This window comes from Micromonospora sp. NPDC001898, assembly GCF_042891255.1.
Classification (GTDB): domain Bacteria; phylum Actinomycetota; class Actinomycetes; order Mycobacteriales; family Micromonosporaceae; genus Micromonospora.
In genome coordinates, this window is sequence record NZ_JBIATC010000004.1 from 441,598 (window position 1) to 457,321 (window position 15,724).

Consider the following 15,724-nt stretch of genomic DNA (forward strand, 5'->3'; position numbering starts at 1 on the left):
TCACCGCGCCCGGCGGCGCGGAGCTGCAAGGAGTACGCCATGAGCAAGCCCACGCCCATCTCCGGCTTCCCCGAGTGGACGCCGGCGCAGCGGATGATCGAGCAGTTCGTCCTCGACCGGATCCGCGCCACCTTCGAGCTGTACGGCTTCGCCCCCCTGGAGACCCGCTCGGTCGAGCCGCTGGACCAGCTCCTGCGCAAGGGGGAGACCTCGAAGGAGGTGTACCTGCTGCGCCGGCTCCAGGCCGACGCCGAGGGCCCGGCCGGGGACGACGCGCTCGGCCTGCACTTCGACCTGACCGTCCCGTTCGCCCGCTACGTGCTGGAGAACGCCGGCAAGCTCCAGTTCCCGTTCCGCCGCTACCAGATCCAGAAGGTGTGGCGGGGCGAGCGCCCGCAGGAGGGCCGCTACCGGGAGTTCCTCCAGGCCGACATCGACATCGTCGACCGGGACACCCTGCCCGCCCACTTCGAGGCCGAGATGCCGCTGGTCATCGGCGACGCGCTGCGGTCGCTGCCGATCCCGCCGGTGCGGATCCAGGTCAACAACCGCAAGATCTGCGAGGGCTTCTACCGGGGCATCGGGCTGACCGACCCGGAGGCCGCCCTGCGCGCGGTCGACAAGCTCGACAAGATCGGCCCGGCGAAGGTGGCCGAGCTGCTGGCCGAGACGGCCGGGGCGAGCGAGGCGCAGGCCAAGGCGTGCCTGTCCCTGGCGGAGATCTCCGCCCCGGACGCCTCCTTCGCCGACGCGGTGCGGGCCCTCGGGGTGAGCCACCCGCTGCTGGACGAGGGCGTCGACGAGCTGGTCGCGGTGGTGGAGACCGCCGCCGCGCACTCGCCGGGGCTGTGCGTGGCCGATCTGCGCATCGCCCGTGGCCTGGACTACTACACCGGCACCGTCTACGAGACGCAACTGGTGGGCTACGAGCGGTTCGGCTCGATCTGTTCCGGCGGCCGGTACGACAACCTGGCCAGCTCGGGGGCCGCCCGGTTCCCGGGGGTGGGCATCTCGATCGGGGTGACCCGGCTGCTCGGCCTGCTCTTCGGCGCCGACGCGCTGTCGGTGTCCCGTAGCGTGCCGACCTGCGTGCTGGTCGCGGTCACCGCCGAGGAGCACCGGGCGGTCAGCAACGCCGTCGCCGACGCGCTGCGCGGCCGTGGCGTGCCCACCGAGGTGTCGCCGAGTGCGGCGAAGTTCGGCAAGCAGATCCGCTACGCCGAGCGGCGCGGCATCCCGTACGTGTGGTTCCCGGGGGCCGACGGCGCGGCGGACGAGGTGAAGGACATCCGCTCCGGCGAGCAGGTGGCCGCGGCGGCGGGGGAGTGGACCCCGCCCCGGGCGGACCTGCGACCGCTGGTCGGGCAGGGCTGAGGGTCCGCCGGGAAAACGCCACGAGCTGGCGTTACTGGCGCGTACGTCGACGAAGACCTACGGTTGCGTAAGTTACGCCACCGTAGGTAGGGAGATCGTCGTGACCGCACTGAGCCAGACTGCCCTGCTCGTCGAGCTCGAGCCCGTCGTGGAGAAGAACCTCGACCGGCACCTCTCGATGGCCAAGGAGTGGTTCCCGCACGAGTACGTGCCGTGGAGCGAGGGTCGCACCTTCGACGGTCCGCTCGGCGGCGAGGCGTGGTCGGCATCGGACTCGACGATCCCCGAGGTGGCGCGCACCGCGCTGATCGTGAACCTGCTCACCGAGGACAACCTCCCCTCGTACCACCACCAGATCGCCACCCTCTTCGGCCCCGACGGGGCGTGGGGGACCTGGGTGGGCCGGTGGACGGCGGAGGAGGGGCGGCACGGCACCGCCATCCGGGACTACCTGACCGTGACCCGGGCGGTCGACCCGGTGGCCCTGGAGCGGGCCCGGATGGTGCACATGACGGCCGGGTACTCCAACTCCCACGACGACTCGATGCTGCGCTCGCTGGCGTACGTGTCGTTCCAGGAGTTGGCCACCCGGATCTCGCACCGCAACACCGGCCGGGTGACCGGCGACCCGGCCTGCGAGGCGCTGCTGGCCCGCGTCGCGGCCGACGAGAACCTGCACATGGTCTTCTACCGCAATCTGCTCGCCGCCGCTCTGGAGCTCGACCCGAGCCAGACGATGCGGGCGATCGCCGAGGTGCTGGCGGACTTCCAGATGCCCGGTGTGGGCATCGAGGGCTTCGCCCGCAAGTCGGTGACGATCGCCCTCGCCGGCATCTACGACCTGCGCCAGCACCGCGACGAGGTGGTCGTCCCGGTGCTGCGTCAGTGGGACGTGTTCAACGTCTCCGGCCTGGACGCCGACGGCGAGGCGGCTCGCGATGAGATCGCCGCCCACCTGGACACCCTCGAGACCCACGCGGCCCGCTTCGAGGAGAAGCGCGACGCCCGCGCCGCCCGCCTGGCCGCCGCCCGGGCCTGACCTCCCACCCCCACCGCCAACCCACCTCCCCTCTCGCGATCTTGCGGTTGCGGCCCCCGCAAAAGCCGCATCACGCCCAGTTCGCGGGCCCTAAGTGCAAGATCGCCGGGGGTGGGTGGGGGCAGGCTGGTGGGGTCACCAGCCGAAGCCGGCGGCGTACGAGACGTCGGCGAGCACCTGCTGGCCGGTGCTGTTCGGGTGGAAGTAGTCCCAGCCGGAGAGCTGGCCCAGGGTGAACGGGTAGCCGAACACGGCGTTGTCGTCGAAGTCGCAGTTCGGGCCGTACGCGGCGCACGCCTGGGCGAGCTGGGTGTTGTAGTCGACCACCCGCTGGCGGACCCGGGCCCGCCGGTCCACGTCGGCCTGCGCCGTGGACGTGGGGTTGGCCAGCATGGACTGGCAGATGCTGAACAGCGACCAGGCGGTGCGGGCGCTGCCGCTGTCCTTGCCGACCGACCAGAGCCGGTGGATGTCCGGAACGCTGACCAGGAGCACCCGGGCGTCGGGCAGGCCCGCCCTGATCCGGCCGAGGGCGGCGTCGATGTTGGCCCGGTAGGTGGCCGCCGGCGTCATCGTCGACTCCGCGCTGGTGCACGCGTCGTTCGCGCCGATCAGCATCGTCACGTATTCGACGCCCTGGCCGACCGCGGTGGCCGCCTGGCCGGGCATGTCGGCGGACTTCGCGCCGGTCTTCGCGTCGTTGTGGTTGTTCCCGGCGATCGCCGGGTTGACCGCCCGGATGCGCAGGTAGTGACTGTTCACCGAGGACGTGTCGCCGGTGCTGAACGAGCGGGAGGTGCAGTCGACGAACCAGCCGCAGGCGTTGAAGCCGCGGGTGATCGAGTCGCCGAGACTGGCCATCGAGGCGGGCGCCGGGCCGGTGTCGGCGTGGGCGGCGGTGGTGCCGAGCGGGACGAGGACGGTGGCGGCGGCGAGGGCGGCCAGGACGCGTCGAACGGGGCTCATGGTGGCCTCCGGATCACGGGTGCCGATGGAATAAATCGGAGTCCGTCGATCCTATAGATCGATGCCAGTGGCCACAATGTTGCTGGTCCGCGTCGTGTTCGGATCGGGTGGGACGGGTGGAGCCAGGCCTTGCCGGTGATCTTAAATATGTGAATACTTCACTTTGCCGGGTCGATTCCCCCCAGATCCGGTCGCTTGGTCCTCGGGTCCGTCACCCCCGGCGCGACCCGTCACCCCCTTCCGGGAGGTTGTTGTATGCGACCCACGAGGTCATCGCTGCTCCGCGCCGCGTCCGTAGCCGCGGCCGGAACCTTGGTCGCCGGCGCGCTGATCGGCGCGCCCGCCCAGGCCGCGCCCTCGCCCGCTTCGCCCGACGCCGCGGCCACCCTGGCCGAGCGGCTCGGTGACCGCTCCGCCGGCACGTACGCCGACGCCAGCGGCAGAATGGTCGTCACCGTGACCGACGAGGCCGCCGCCCGTCAGGTCCGCGCCTCCGGCGCGACCGCGAAGGTCGTGAAGCGGGGCGCCGTGGAGCTCAACCGGGCCACCGCCGAGCTGGAGCGCTCGGCGAAGATCCCGGGCACCGCCTGGTGGACCGACGCGGTCACCAACCAGGTCGTCGTCTCCGTCGACAGCACCGTCACCGGCGCCAAGCTGGAGCAGGTCAAGGCCGCTGCCGCCCGGACCGGCGGCGCCGTCCGCGTCGAGGCCGAGGCCGGCGTGCTGAGCACCCGGATCTCCGGTGGCCAGGCGATCTACGCCGGTGGCGGCGGTCGGTGCTCGCTGGGCTTCAACGTCCGCAACAGCGCCGGCACGACCTTCTTCCTGACCGCCGGGCACTGCACCAACATCGCCTCGAGCTGGTACTCCAACTCGGGCCAGACCAGCGTCCTGGGCACCCGCACCGGCAGCAGCTTCCCGGGCAACGACTACGGCATCGTGCGGCACAGCAACTCCGCCAACGCCACGGGCAACGTGTCCCTGTACAACGGCAGCTACCGGGACGTCACCGGCGCGGTCAACGCGTACGCCGGCCAGAGCGTCCAGCGCTCGGGCAGCACCACCGGCCTGAAGGGCGGTTCGGTGACCGCCACCAACGCCACGGTCAACTACGCCGAGGGCAGCGTCTCCGGCCTGATCCGGACCAACGTCTGCGCCGAGCCGGGCGACAGCGGCGGCTCGCTGTTCAGCGGCAGCAGCGCCGTCGGCCTCACCTCCGGCGGCAGCGGCAACTGCAGCTCCGGCGGCACCACGTACTTCCAGCCGGTGACCGAGCCGATGAGCGTCTACGGCGTCAGCATCATCTGATCCACCGCACCGTCCGCGAAGCGGGTCGCCGGCCTCCCGGTGGCCCGCTTCCGGCGTACCGGGAGAAGGCGGCGACCGGCGGGCGCGTCCGGGCGTTGGCCGAAGGGCCGGTCACGGGGGACCACCTGCTCGCCGTCGACCACCACCGAGGGCCAGCACCGCCAGCAGCGGGCAGAGCGCCTCGGCCCCGGCCGCCACCCGCTCGGCCAGGCCGACCCGGGCGCCGCCGCCGACCAGCTCCACGACCAACCAGCCCACCAGGCCCAGCAGGAGCGCCGCGGCGGCCGTACCGTGGGATGCCGGCGCCGCGGCGTCGCCGGGCGGGCGGCGCGCGGGCGCGGCGAGGGCCGGCCAGAGCGCCAGCGCGCCGAAGGCGACCACGGCGGCGGCGCGGTGCGGGGCGGATGCGCCGCTCATGGCCGGCAGCGGGAGGGCCGCGACGGCCAGCGTGGCCACCCCGCCGAGGGCGAGCAGCAGGCGGCCGGCGGGCCGCGCCGGCCGCAGCCCGGCCGCGGTCACGCAGTGGCACAGCCCCAGGCCGAGCAGCCCGACAGTCATGATCCACCGGTCCGCGGCGTCGACCGCCGCGAGCGCGCTGATCGTGTCGCCCACCTGGTCGAAGCCGCCCGGCTGCCGGGCCGCCGCGAGCGTCCAGCCGCCGATCAGGAACACCGGGGCGGCGGCGGAGGAGAGCAGGGCCCAGCGGGGTACGGCGCGCACCGCCACACGGTACGCGGGCGCGCTCCGCGACCGCCATGCGTGGCGCGGGACGGGGCCCGGCCCGGCGCGCGCCGGGCTAGCCCGGTGGCGGCGCCGTCCGGGTGCCGTCGGCCGCCCGGTGGCGGCGGGGGGCGGGGCGCCCTGACAGAATGCGGGGGCAGACCGACCGCAGATGAGGGAGACGCAAGCCGTGATCCGTACCCATGACGCCGGCAGCCTGCGCGCGACGGACGCCGGCACCACGGTGACGCTCGCCGGGTGGGTGGCCCGCCGGCGCGACCACGGCGGTGTCATCTTCGTCGACCTGCGCGACGGCTCCGGCATCGTCCAGGTGGTCTTCCGCGAGGAGGACGCCCACGCGCTGCGCAACGAGTTCTGCGTGAAGGTGGTCGGCGAGGTGACCCGCCGCCCCGAGGGCAACGAGAACCCGGAGCTGCCCACCGGCGAGATCGAGGTGACCGCCAGCGAGCTGGAGGTGCTCTCGGAGGCCGCGCCGCTGCCGCTGCCCGTCGACGACCTGGTCGAGGCCGGCGACGACATCCGGCTCAAGTACCGCTACCTCGACCTCCGCCGGGGCGGCCCGGCGAAGGCGATGCGGCTGCGCTCGCGGGCCAACCAGCTCGCCCGGGGCGTGCTGCACGAGCGGGACTTCCTGGAGATCGAGACCCCGACGCTGACCCGGTCCACCCCGGAGGGTGCCCGCGACTTCCTGGTCCCGGTCCGCCTCCAGCCCGGCAGCTGGTACGCCCTGCCGCAGTCCCCGCAGCTGTTCAAGCAGCTGCTCATGGTCGGCGGCATGGAGCGGTACTACCAGATCGCCCGTTGCTACCGGGACGAGGACTTCCGCGCCGACCGGCAGCCGGAGTTCACCCAGCTCGACATCGAGATGTCCTTCGTCACCGAGGACGACGTGATCGACCTCGGCGAGGCGATCGTCTCGGCACTGTGGAAGGACCTCGCCGGCCACGAGATCGCCCGGCCGATCCCGCGGATCACCTGGCACGACGCCATGGCCCGGTACGGCTCCGACAAGCCCGACCTGCGCTACGGTCTCGAGCTGACCGAGCTGACCGACTACCTGCGCGGCACCGCGTTCCGGGTCTTCGCCGGCGCGATCGACGCGGGCGGGTACGTCGGCGCGGTCGTCATGCCGGGCGGGGCGGCCCAGAGCCGCAAGGAGCTGGACGGCTGGCAGGACTGGGCCAAGGCGCGTGGCGCGAAGGGCCTGGCGTACGTGGTGCTCGACGCCGAGACCGGCGAGGCGCGCGGCCCGGTGGCGAAGAACCTCTCCGCCGAGCACCTAACCGGGCTGGCCGACGCGGTCGGCGCGAAGCCGGGCGACGCGGTCTTCTTCGCCGCCAGCACGGCCACCCGGGAGGCGCAGGAGCTGCTCGGCGCGGCCCGGATCGAGATCGCCAAGCGGGCCAAGCTGATCGACGAGTCCGCGTGGGCGTTCTGCTGGGTCGTCGACGCGCCGATGTTCGAGCGCACCGACGAGGGTGGCTGGACGGCCGTGCACCACCCGTTCACCTCCCCGAACACCGAGTGGGTCGACCGGTTCGAGGAGGCCCCGGACCGGGCCCTGGCCTACGCGTACGACATCGTCTGCAACGGCAACGAGATCGGCGGCGGCTCCATCCGTATCCACCGGGGGGACGTGCAGAAGCGGGTGTTCGACCTGCTCGGCATCACCTCCGAGGAAGCACAGGACAAGTTCGGCTTCCTGCTGGAGGCGTTCAAGTACGGCGCCCCGCCGCACGGCGGCATCGCGTTCGGCTGGGACCGGGTCTGCATGCTGCTCGCCGGCGCGGACTCGATCCGCGAGGTCATCGCGTTCCCGAAGACCCGGGGCGGCTTCGACCCACTGACCGGCGCGCCGACCCCGATCACCGGGCAGCAGCGCGCCGAGGCGGGCATCGACGCCAAGCCGAAGCCGGCCGCCGCCGCGCACACCGGCACCGCCGGCCCGGCAGCCCCGGTGGCGGATCCGGTCTGAGACGGTCTTTTCGCAGGGTCGGCGGGGCGTCACCGAGGTGGCGCCCCGCCGCCGTGAGAGGGGGAAGAGCGTGACGTTGCTCGTGGTGGGCGCCAGCGGGTACCTCGGCGCCGAGGTGTGTCGGCAGGCCGTCGCCGCGGGGGAGCGGGTGGTCGGCACGTACCACGCCAACCCCGTCGAGCTGGCCGGCGTCGAGGCGCGTCGGCTCGACGTGACCGACCGGGCCGCCGTGCGTGCGCTGGTCGGGGCCGTGCGGCCCGCCGCCGTGGTGAGCACGTCCGCCCGGTACGACGACTGGACGGTCACCGCCGACGGCGCGGCCCACGTGGCGTACGCCGCCGCCGAGGCGGGGGCCCGGCTGGTGCACCTGTCCAGCGACGCGCTGCACGCCGGCAGGCCCGAGCCGTACGCCGACGACGAAGTCCCCGCCCCGGTCTTCCCGTACGGTGCGGCGAAGGCGGCGGCGGAGACCGCGGTGCGGGCGGTCGACCCTCAGGCGGCGCTGGTGCGTACCTCGTTGATCGTGGGCGACGAGCGGAGCAGGCAGATCCGGCTCTGCCTGGACGCCCTGGCCGGCCGGGCGAGCCTGTTCACCGACGAGATCCGCTGCCCGGTCGACGTGGTCGACCTGGCCGCCGCCGTGCTGGAGTTGGTGGAGAGCGAGCACGCCGGCCCGCTCAACGTGGCCGGCCCGGAGGCGGTCAGCCGCGCCGAGCTGGGGCTGCTGGTGGCCCGCCGGTTCGGCATCGACCCGGCCGGCCTGAGGACCGCCACCAGCGCCGCGTCGGGCCTGCTCCGCCCCACCGAGGTACGTCTCGACAGCTCCCGCGCCGCCGGCCTGCTGCGCACCCGCCTGCGCGGGGTCAGCGAGACTCTCGCCCCCTGAACGTTCCCACCGCCGCTGTCGGATGCTGCACACTTTCTATGCACAGGTATTGTGCATAGAAAGTGTGCATGAGTATCGTGCAGGCATGGACAGCGAAACCTCGCCAGGAGCGCTCAGTGCCGTCCGGCTGGACCACCGACAGGTGCGGGTGCTCGCGCATCCGCTGCGGCTGCGGCTGCTCGGCGCGCTGCGGGTCGACGGCCCGGCGACCGCCACGACCCTCGCCGCGAAGCTCGACACCAACACCGGTGCCACCAGCTACCACCTGCGGCAGCTCGCCGAGGTGGGGCTGGTCGTGGAGGACCCCGACCGGGCCACCGGCCGGCAGCGCTGGTGGCGCGCCGCGCACGACGTGACCGACTGGGAGTCGACGGACTTCGACGACGACCCGGACGCCCGGGCCGCGATCGAGTGGATCCAGGGAGACCAGGTGCGGCTGCTCGTCGAGCGGGCCGAGCGGTGGTTCGCCGCCCGCCAGGACTGGTCGCCCGCGTGGCGGGACGCCGCCGGCATGAGCGACGCCCTGCTGCACCTGGGACCGGAACGGCTCCAGGCGCTCGAGGCGGAGGTGTGGCAGGTCCTCATGCGCTACCGCGAGGAGTCCGTCCCCGACGAGCCGGGCGCCCAGCCGGTGCACGTCTTCCTGGCCGGCTACCCGATGATCGGGCAGACCCGGTGAGCGCCCTCACCGTACGCCAGGTCCGGTTCCGCTACCTGGCCCTCTACGGCCTGCGCTGGCTGCCCACCGGACTGCTGATCCCGGTCATGATCCTGCTGATGCAGGAGCGCGGCCTGACGCTGTCCCAGATCGGCCTGGCCGTCACCGCGCAGGGCCTGGTGGTGCTGGCGATGGAGCTGCCCACCGGCGGGGTCGCCGACGCGCTGGGCCGCAAGCCGGTGCTGGTTGCTGCCGGGGTGCTCAACCTGGTCTCCCTGGCGCTGTTCGCGGTGGCCGACTCCGTCGCCCTGTTCTTCCTGGTCTTCGCGGTCCAGGGGGCCTACCGGGCGCTCGACAGCGGCCCCCTGGAGTCCTGGTACGTCGACGCCACCCTCGCGGCCGACCCCGACGCCGAGTACGAGCGCGGCCTCGGCCACGCCGGCACGGTCGCCGGCGTCGCCATCGCCGGCGGCGCGCTGCTCAGCGGTGGCCTCATCGCGCTCGGCCCGGTCGGCCCGGTGAGCGCGCTGACCGTGCCGGTGCTGGCTGCCTTCGCTATGCAGGCGGTGGCGCTGGCCGCCCTGCTGGCGCTGCTGGTCGAGGCCCGGCCCGGCCGGGGATCCGGGGCGCTGCGCGCGTCGGTCGCCGAGGCGCCCCGGATGGTCGGGCAGGCGTTCGGCCTGCTGCGCCGCTCCCGGGTGCTGCTCGCCCTGGTCGCGGTGGAGCTGTTCTGGGGCTTCGGCATGGTCACCTTCGAGTCGCTGCTGCCGGTCCGGCTAGCCGAGGTGGTCGGTGACCCCGAGCGGGCCGCCGCGCTGCTCGGCCCCGCCAGCTCCGCCGCCTGGCTCGCCTCGGCCGCCGGGGCCGCGCTGACCCCGCTGCTGCTGCGCTGGCCGGGGGCGGCCCCCGGCGCCGCGCTGCTGCGGGTTCTCCAGGGCGCGACCGTGGTCGGGATGGGGCTGCTCGCCGGCCCCGTCGGGGTGCTGGTCGCGTACCTGGCCTGCTACACCGTGCACGGCGCGTCGAACCCGCTGCACCTGGGGCTGCTGCACCGGCAGGTCGACGGCCCGTACCGGACCAGCGTGCTCTCGCTGAACTCGATGATGGGCCAGCCGGCCGGCGCACTGGGCGCGGTGGCGCTGACCGTGCTGGCCGACCGCACCGACGTCAGCACGGCGATGCTGGTCGGCGCGGTGGTGCTCGCCCTGGCCGCGCCGCTCTACCTGCCGGCCTGGCGGGCCGCCCGTCGCGCGACCCCGGCCCCCGCCGCCGCGCCGCAGGCCGGTTCCGCCGCCGCTCACCCGGCCGGCCCCGACGCCGACCCGCCGGCCGGGGACGCCCCCGGGCCCGGCGGCGTCCCCGCCGGGACGGTCGTCGCGTCCGCCGACCCCGGCCGGTAGCGCGGGGTCGCCCCGCCACCGGGGCGTCGGGAGGATGCCCCGTGGACCGCCTCAGGCGAGGTGGCGGTGATCATGTCGCCGGCCTGGAACCCGTTCCGGCCCGCCGGTGACCGACCTGCGCGGACGGCCCATCCACGGTGGAGATTGGCGGTCGGACCGGTTGGGTACATCACCCGGCGACCTACTGTGAACCCCCACCGGAGGACCGACATGCTCGCCATTCTCGCGGCCATCGTCTTCGGCTTCGCCCTGTTGATCGACCTGCTCGACACCAACTTCGGCGCACCGGACCTTTTCAACGTACACACCCTGCTGATGCTCGGCCTGCTGCTGCTCTCCCTCTACCTGGCCGGCGTCGGCAGCGGCCCGCGCGGCGGTGGCGGCGGTGGCGGCGGCGGTGGCCGCGGCCGCTGGTACCGGGGCCGGCGCCCCGGTCGGGGCTGACCGGAATCGATCACTCCGGGCCGGGTCCGCGCCGCAGTTCCGGCGACGCGGACCCGGCCCGGTAGTGTCTTCCCGATGGAGTCCGACGCCCTCTTCTCCCTCGGTGCGCCCGCTGGGGCGCCCGGCGCCCCCACGGGGTCCGTCGGCGTCGACGGCTTCACCCCGGTGTCGGCCGACTCGCCCCTGCCCGTCCGGATGCGCCCGGCCGGCATCGACGAGCTCGTCGGGCAGGACCACCTCCTCGCCCCCGGCGCCCCGCTACGCCAGCTCGTCGGCGGCGTCACCCCGATGTCGGTGATCCTCTGGGGCCCGCCGGGCAGCGGCAAGACCACCATCGCCCACCTGGTGGCCCGGGCCACCGACCGCCGCTTCGTAGCGATGTCGGCGCTCTCCGCCGGGGTGAAGGACGTCCGCGCGGTGATCGACACCGCCCGCCGACAGCGCCGCTCGGGCGGCCCGCCGACCGTGCTGTTCATCGACGAGGTGCACCGGTTCAGCAAGACCCAACAGGACTCGCTGCTCGCCGCCGTCGAGGACCGCACGGTCACCCTGCTCGCGGCGACCACCGAGAATCCGTACTTCTCGGTCATCTCACCGCTGCTGTCCCGGTGTGTGCTGCTCACCCTCCAGCCGCTGGACGACGCCGCCGTGCGCGGCCTGCTGCGCCGTGCGGTCACCGACCCCCGCGGCCTCGCCGGCGCGCTCACCCTTGAGACCGATGCCGAGGACCACCTCGTCCGCCTCGCCGGCGGCGACGTGCGCAAGGCGCTGACCGCGCTGGAGGCGGCTGCCGCCTCGGCCACCGCGCTGGGCGTCGAGCGGATCGAGCTGGCCACCGCCGAGCAGGCGGTGGACGTCGCCGCGGTGCGCTACGACCGGGCCGGCGACGCCCACTACGACGTCACCAGCGCCCTGATCAAGAGCATGCGCGGCTCCGACGTGGACGCCGCGCTGCACTGGCTGGCCCGGATGCTGGTGGCCGGTGAGGACGCCCGGTTCATCGTCCGGCGCCTGGTCATCTTCGCCAGCGAGGACGTCGGAATGGCCGACCCGACCGCGTTGGGCGTGGCCACCGCCGCCGCCCACGCGGTCGAGTTCGTCGGCCTGCCGGAGGCCCAGCTCAACCTCGCCCAGGCGGTGATCCACCTGGCCACCGCGCCGAAGTCCAACTCGGCGACCAGCGCGATCGGGGCCGCGATGGCCGACGTCCGCGCCGGGCGGGGCGGGCCGGTGCCCCGCAACCTGCGCGATGCCCACTACTCCGGGGCCCGCGGGCTCGGTCACGGCGTGGGCTACCGCTACCCGCACGACGACCCCCGAGGGGTGGTCACCCAGCAGTACGCTCCGGACGACCTCGTCGGGGCCGACTACTACCTGCCCAGCGGGCACGGTGCCGAGCGGTCGGTGGCCAACCGGCTGCCGTTGCTGCGCCGGATCGTCCGAGGGCTGCCCGCCCCGGCGCGTCCGGACGCGCCGGCCCCCGCCGGGAACGGCCGCCACCTGTCGGGCAACGGGCACGCCACCGTGGCGGACGAGGACGGCGCAGACGCCGTCGGGGAGGGTCAGCAGTGAGATCCCGTGGTTCGGAGCGACCGGAGGACGACACCGACGAGCGGCGCGAGCAACGCGCCAAGGGGCGTCGGTGGGGTCGGGGCCGACCCGACAGCGAGCCCGAGGAGCCGGTGAGCGGCGAGGAGTTCGGCTGGATCGACGACCTGCGGTCCGCCAAGCAGCAGCGCGCCGAGCTGGGCCCCGACGGCCTCCCACCCGGCGAGGCCCCGCCGTCGGGCCGCCCCGGCGCGGCGGCCCGGCGCGGCGGCCCGGCCGGCCCCCCGGCCGCGCCCCCGGTGCGCGGCGGTGAACCCGGCCCCGCCCGGCCCCGCCCGGTCGACGGGCCGTGGCCCGGTTCGCCGGAGCCGGGCCCCCGCCCCGCCCCGGCCGCCCCGACCCGCCCGCCGCACGGCACGCCCCCGTCACCTGCGGCCCCGCCGGTCCGCCCGGCTCAGGGCCCGACCGCTCCGGCCACGCCACCGACCGCTCCGGCCCACCCGCCGTACCCTGCGGCGCAGCCGGCCCGGCCGCCGTACCCGGCAGACGCCGCGCCCCGGCCTGCGCAGGTCGGCCCTGAGCCGGCCCGCGACCAGCCTCGTGCGGCCGGTCCCGCCGGCCCGGTGGGCGGCCCGCCGGGGGACCAACCCCGGCCGCAGGGAGCCGCGCCGGGGGCCGGTGTCCCCGGACACCCTCCCCGCCCACAGGGCCCGCCGGCAGCTCCGGCCGTAGGCGGGGGCCAGCCCCCGACCGGCGGCTGGCCGGTCGGCCCGGGTGGGCCGCCGCCCGCCGGCCGGGCCACCGCCGCCGCGCGCCGTCCGGCCCCGGAGTCGACCCCGGCACCCCGCCAAGCCACGCCGGCGCAACCCTCCGTCGTCGGCGTGCCCCACCCGGCCCCGGCCGACCCGCCCCGGCGCGAGCCGGGGGAGCACCCCGGTCGGGTCCCCGGCGGTCCCGTCGTGGCCGGGCCGGACGAGCCGACCGGCCGTGGTGTCGCCGGGCCGGTCCCGCCCGTGGCCCGCCCGACCGGTCGCCGGCGGGCCACCGAGGAGGCGCCGCCGGTCGTCCCGCTCAGCGGTAACGCCCCCCCGGTGCCCGGGCTGCCGGCCGGTCCGCCGCCGACCGCGGCCCCGGGCGAGGGCGGGCTGCGGCGAGGCCGGCCCGAGCCGGGCCCGGACGAGGCCGCCGCTCGCCGCCGGGTCGTCGGCGACGCCGGGCGGGCGTCAGTCGGCCGGAGCCGGCCGGGTGCCGCGCCCGCCGCTGGGCCGGGGGACTCCGCCCCGCCCGCCACCGCCCGGGCCGCCGCCCAGCCCCGCCCGCCGGCGGCTCCCCGCCCCGGCGAGGTCGGGCCGCCCCGGGAGCCGGGTACGGGCGAGATCCGGCCGCCGCACGAACGCGTCCCCGGTGAGGTCCAGCCGTCCCGGGAACGGATCCCGGGCGAGCCGGGCACCGGCGAGATCGGTGGGCCCCGCGACCCCGCGACCGGCCAGCTCCGGCCGTCTGGTCCCGCGCGGGGCACCGCCCGCCCCGGCGTGCCCGCCGACGCTCCGCACCCGGGCCGGGCGGCCGTCCCCGAGGACCGCCGGTCGTCGGCCGGCCCGACCGGGCTCGTACCGCGCCCGGGTGCCGCCCCCGTGCCCGGTGCCGCCCCCGCCCCGGGTACGGCCCCCGGTGCTCGGCCGGGTGTCCGGCCAGGCGCTGCCGGCCCGCGCCCGGGTGTCGAGTCCGCCCCTGGAACTCCGACGGAGGCCGGGGGCCGCCCAGGCGTCCCCGCCGGACGGGCGACCCCGCCCGGCGCGCCCGCCAACCCCGCCGTCCGTCCCCCCGTGGCCCGGGTGGCGGCCCCCGCAGGCCGGCCCGACGGCGGGCCGGAGGATCGGGTGGCCGGTCGGGCCGCCCCGCCACAGCACGAGCCCGGTCGCGGCGAGCCCGCCGCCGGCCCGTCCCCGGCCGGTCCCGAGCAGCCACCCGCAGTCGCCCGGGCCACCGTGGTGGTGCCTCCCGCTGACGGACCCGGGCAGACCGCGGGCGGGGTGACGCTGCGGGCCGACGGCCCCGACGGCGCTGACGACCCCGCCGGGGACGTCACCGCCGGCCCCGGCGGCCTGCGCGGTGCCCGCTCGGAGTTGCGCCGGCGGATGCGAGAGCGCCGCCGGCTCCGGATGGGCGTGCTCGCCCTGGTCAGCCTGGTGCTGCTCGGCGCGATCCCGCTCTACTTCGGCCTCCGGGCGCTGAGCCACGACCCGGTCTTCGACACCCTGGACGAGCTGGACGTGCCCGGCTGGGCGGCCACGGAGAGCGTCGACAACGTCAGCGGCAGCCGCTGGTGCCTGGAGGAGTGTCGGCTGCGCGAGCGCACCGTCTCCTCCGAGCGGCCGGTGAAGGAGACCACGCAGGCGTACGAGCGCGCCCTGACCGGAAACGGCTGGCGGGCGTGGAAGGTGAGCCGCTGCCCGGAGCAGCAGGCGAAGGGCGTGTACACCTGCTGGCGCCGCGACGAGCTGACCCTCGACCTGTGGGTGCGCGAGCCGACCTGCGTCCCGCCGCCGGTCGACGGCGAGCCCGCGCCGACGCCGCAGGCCTCGCCCGCAGCGCGGGAGTGCACCGGCTCGTTGGTGTCGGTGAAGGTCCGCAACGCGATCGACGACGAGCGGACCCGGCCGCAGCCGAGCACCGACCCGTCACTCACCGGTGAGGATCCCTTCCCGACCCTGAGCGAGGATCCGCTCGGCGAGCCGACACCCTCACCGTCGTGAGCCGGGTTTCATAACTGACGGTAGGGTCTGGGGCTGGCAGGCCTGCCTGCTCCCGCTGCCCCGGCGAGGGTCGTCGAGCGCCGGCGCGGGTATGACGGTCGCGCGTTCCGGGACGTCGGGTTCCGGAACACTGCTTGAGGAGGACATGCGTGGATGGTGGACAGATCGCTGCGCTGATCGCGGCCGGCGCGTTCCTGATGCTGGTGCTCGTGCTGGCGGTGCCGATCCTGCGCCTGCGGCACACCGTGGACGCCACGACCCGGATGATCAACGATCTCAATGACCGCACCGCGCCCCTGCTCGGGGACGTCAACACCACGGTGAAGAACGTGAACACCGCGCTGGAGCAGGTGCAGACCTCGCTGGACGGGGTGAACCTCCAACTGGCCAAGGTGGACACCATGACCACCCACGCCCAGAACGTGACGGCGAACGTGGCGAACCTGGCCACCGTGGTCTCCGCCGCCGCGGCGAACCCGCTGGTGAAGGTGGCCGCGTTCGGCTACGGCGTGCGGCGGGCCGCCTCCGCCCGGCGCAACGCCGAGACTGAGCGTGACGTACGCGACACCATCAAGCAGCAGCGTCGCGCGGCCAAGCGCGGCAACGGCTGAGCCGGCCGGCGACGGAGG

General features: G+C 75.3%; 13 protein-coding genes. 11 read left to right on the forward strand and 2 right to left on the reverse strand.

Going from position 1 to position 15,724, the window contains the following annotated elements:
* The first annotated feature begins 39 nt into the window (after positions 1-39).
* Positions 40-1,374: a histidine--tRNA ligase gene (gene hisS / locus ACFYZF_RS12525; protein WP_387019089.1), complete on the forward strand. Its 1,335-nt coding sequence runs from the start codon at positions 40-42 to the stop codon at positions 1,372-1,374.
* Positions 1,375-1,474: 100 nt separating this feature from the next.
* Positions 1,475-2,413, forward strand: coding sequence for an acyl-ACP desaturase (locus tag ACFYZF_RS12530; RefSeq protein ID WP_387019092.1), 939 nt, complete (start codon positions 1,475-1,477; stop codon positions 2,411-2,413).
* A 135-nt stretch (positions 2,414-2,548) separates the two neighbouring features.
* Here ACFYZF_RS12530 and ACFYZF_RS12535 read toward each other — a convergent pair whose 3' ends face one another.
* A complete protein-coding gene (locus ACFYZF_RS12535) occupies positions 2,549-3,379 on the reverse strand; it encodes a GDSL-type esterase/lipase family protein (RefSeq protein ID WP_387019095.1) in 831 nt (276 codons plus the stop codon).
* 255 nt (positions 3,380-3,634) lie between these two features.
* Here ACFYZF_RS12535 and ACFYZF_RS12540 point away from each other — a divergent pair, with 255 nt between their 5' ends.
* Positions 3,635-4,687, forward strand: a complete 1,053-nt coding sequence (locus tag ACFYZF_RS12540) for a S1 family peptidase (RefSeq protein ID WP_387019098.1) — start codon at positions 3,635-3,637, stop codon at positions 4,685-4,687.
* A 111-nt stretch (positions 4,688-4,798) separates the two neighbouring features.
* Here the strand turns inward: ACFYZF_RS12540 and ACFYZF_RS12545 are convergent, their stop codons facing one another.
* Positions 4,799-5,407, reverse strand: coding sequence for a DUF998 domain-containing protein (locus tag ACFYZF_RS12545; RefSeq protein ID WP_387019101.1), 609 nt, complete (start codon positions 5,405-5,407; stop codon positions 4,799-4,801).
* A gap of 190 nt (positions 5,408-5,597) precedes the next feature.
* On the opposite strand from ACFYZF_RS12545, the gene aspS reads away from it, so the two are divergent.
* The 8 genes from aspS to ACFYZF_RS12585 all read left to right on the forward strand — a co-directional run bounded on the left by aspS (position 5,598) and on the right by ACFYZF_RS12585 (position 15,706).
* Positions 5,598-7,403, forward strand: a complete 1,806-nt coding sequence (gene aspS, locus ACFYZF_RS12550; RefSeq protein WP_387019104.1) for an aspartate--tRNA ligase — start codon at positions 5,598-5,600, stop codon at positions 7,401-7,403.
* A 70-nt stretch (positions 7,404-7,473) separates the two neighbouring features.
* Positions 7,474-8,289 carry an SDR family oxidoreductase gene (locus ACFYZF_RS12555; RefSeq protein ID WP_387019106.1) on the forward strand — a complete coding sequence of 272 codons (816 nt, stop codon included), beginning with the start codon at positions 7,474-7,476 and terminating at the stop codon, positions 8,287-8,289.
* Between the two features lie 85 nt (positions 8,290-8,374).
* Complete coding sequence (locus tag ACFYZF_RS12560; RefSeq protein ID WP_387019108.1) at positions 8,375-8,968, forward strand: helix-turn-helix domain-containing protein; 594 nt, start codon at positions 8,375-8,377, stop codon at positions 8,966-8,968.
* Positions 8,965-10,347 carry an MFS transporter gene (locus ACFYZF_RS12565; protein WP_387019111.1) on the forward strand — a complete coding sequence of 461 codons (1,383 nt, stop codon included), beginning with the start codon at positions 8,965-8,967 and terminating at the stop codon, positions 10,345-10,347. Before ACFYZF_RS12560 ends, ACFYZF_RS12565 begins: the two co-directional genes overlap by 4 nt.
* A 210-nt stretch (positions 10,348-10,557) precedes the next feature.
* Positions 10,558-10,791, forward strand: a complete 234-nt coding sequence (locus ACFYZF_RS12570) for a hypothetical protein (protein ID WP_350882430.1) — start codon at positions 10,558-10,560, stop codon at positions 10,789-10,791.
* A 75-nt stretch (positions 10,792-10,866) separates the two neighbouring features.
* Complete coding sequence (locus tag ACFYZF_RS12575) at positions 10,867-12,363, forward strand: replication-associated recombination protein A (RefSeq protein WP_387019114.1); 1,497 nt, start codon at positions 10,867-10,869, stop codon at positions 12,361-12,363.
* A 2,114-nt stretch (positions 12,364-14,477) separates the two neighbouring features.
* Positions 14,478-15,095, forward strand: coding sequence for a hypothetical protein (locus tag ACFYZF_RS12580; protein ID WP_387019322.1), 618 nt, complete (start codon positions 14,478-14,480; stop codon positions 15,093-15,095).
* A 149-nt stretch (positions 15,096-15,244) separates the two neighbouring features.
* Positions 15,245-15,706, forward strand: a complete 462-nt coding sequence (locus ACFYZF_RS12585; protein ID WP_161691421.1) for a DUF948 domain-containing protein — start codon at positions 15,245-15,247, stop codon at positions 15,704-15,706.
* The last annotated feature ends 18 nt before the right edge of the window (positions 15,707-15,724 follow it).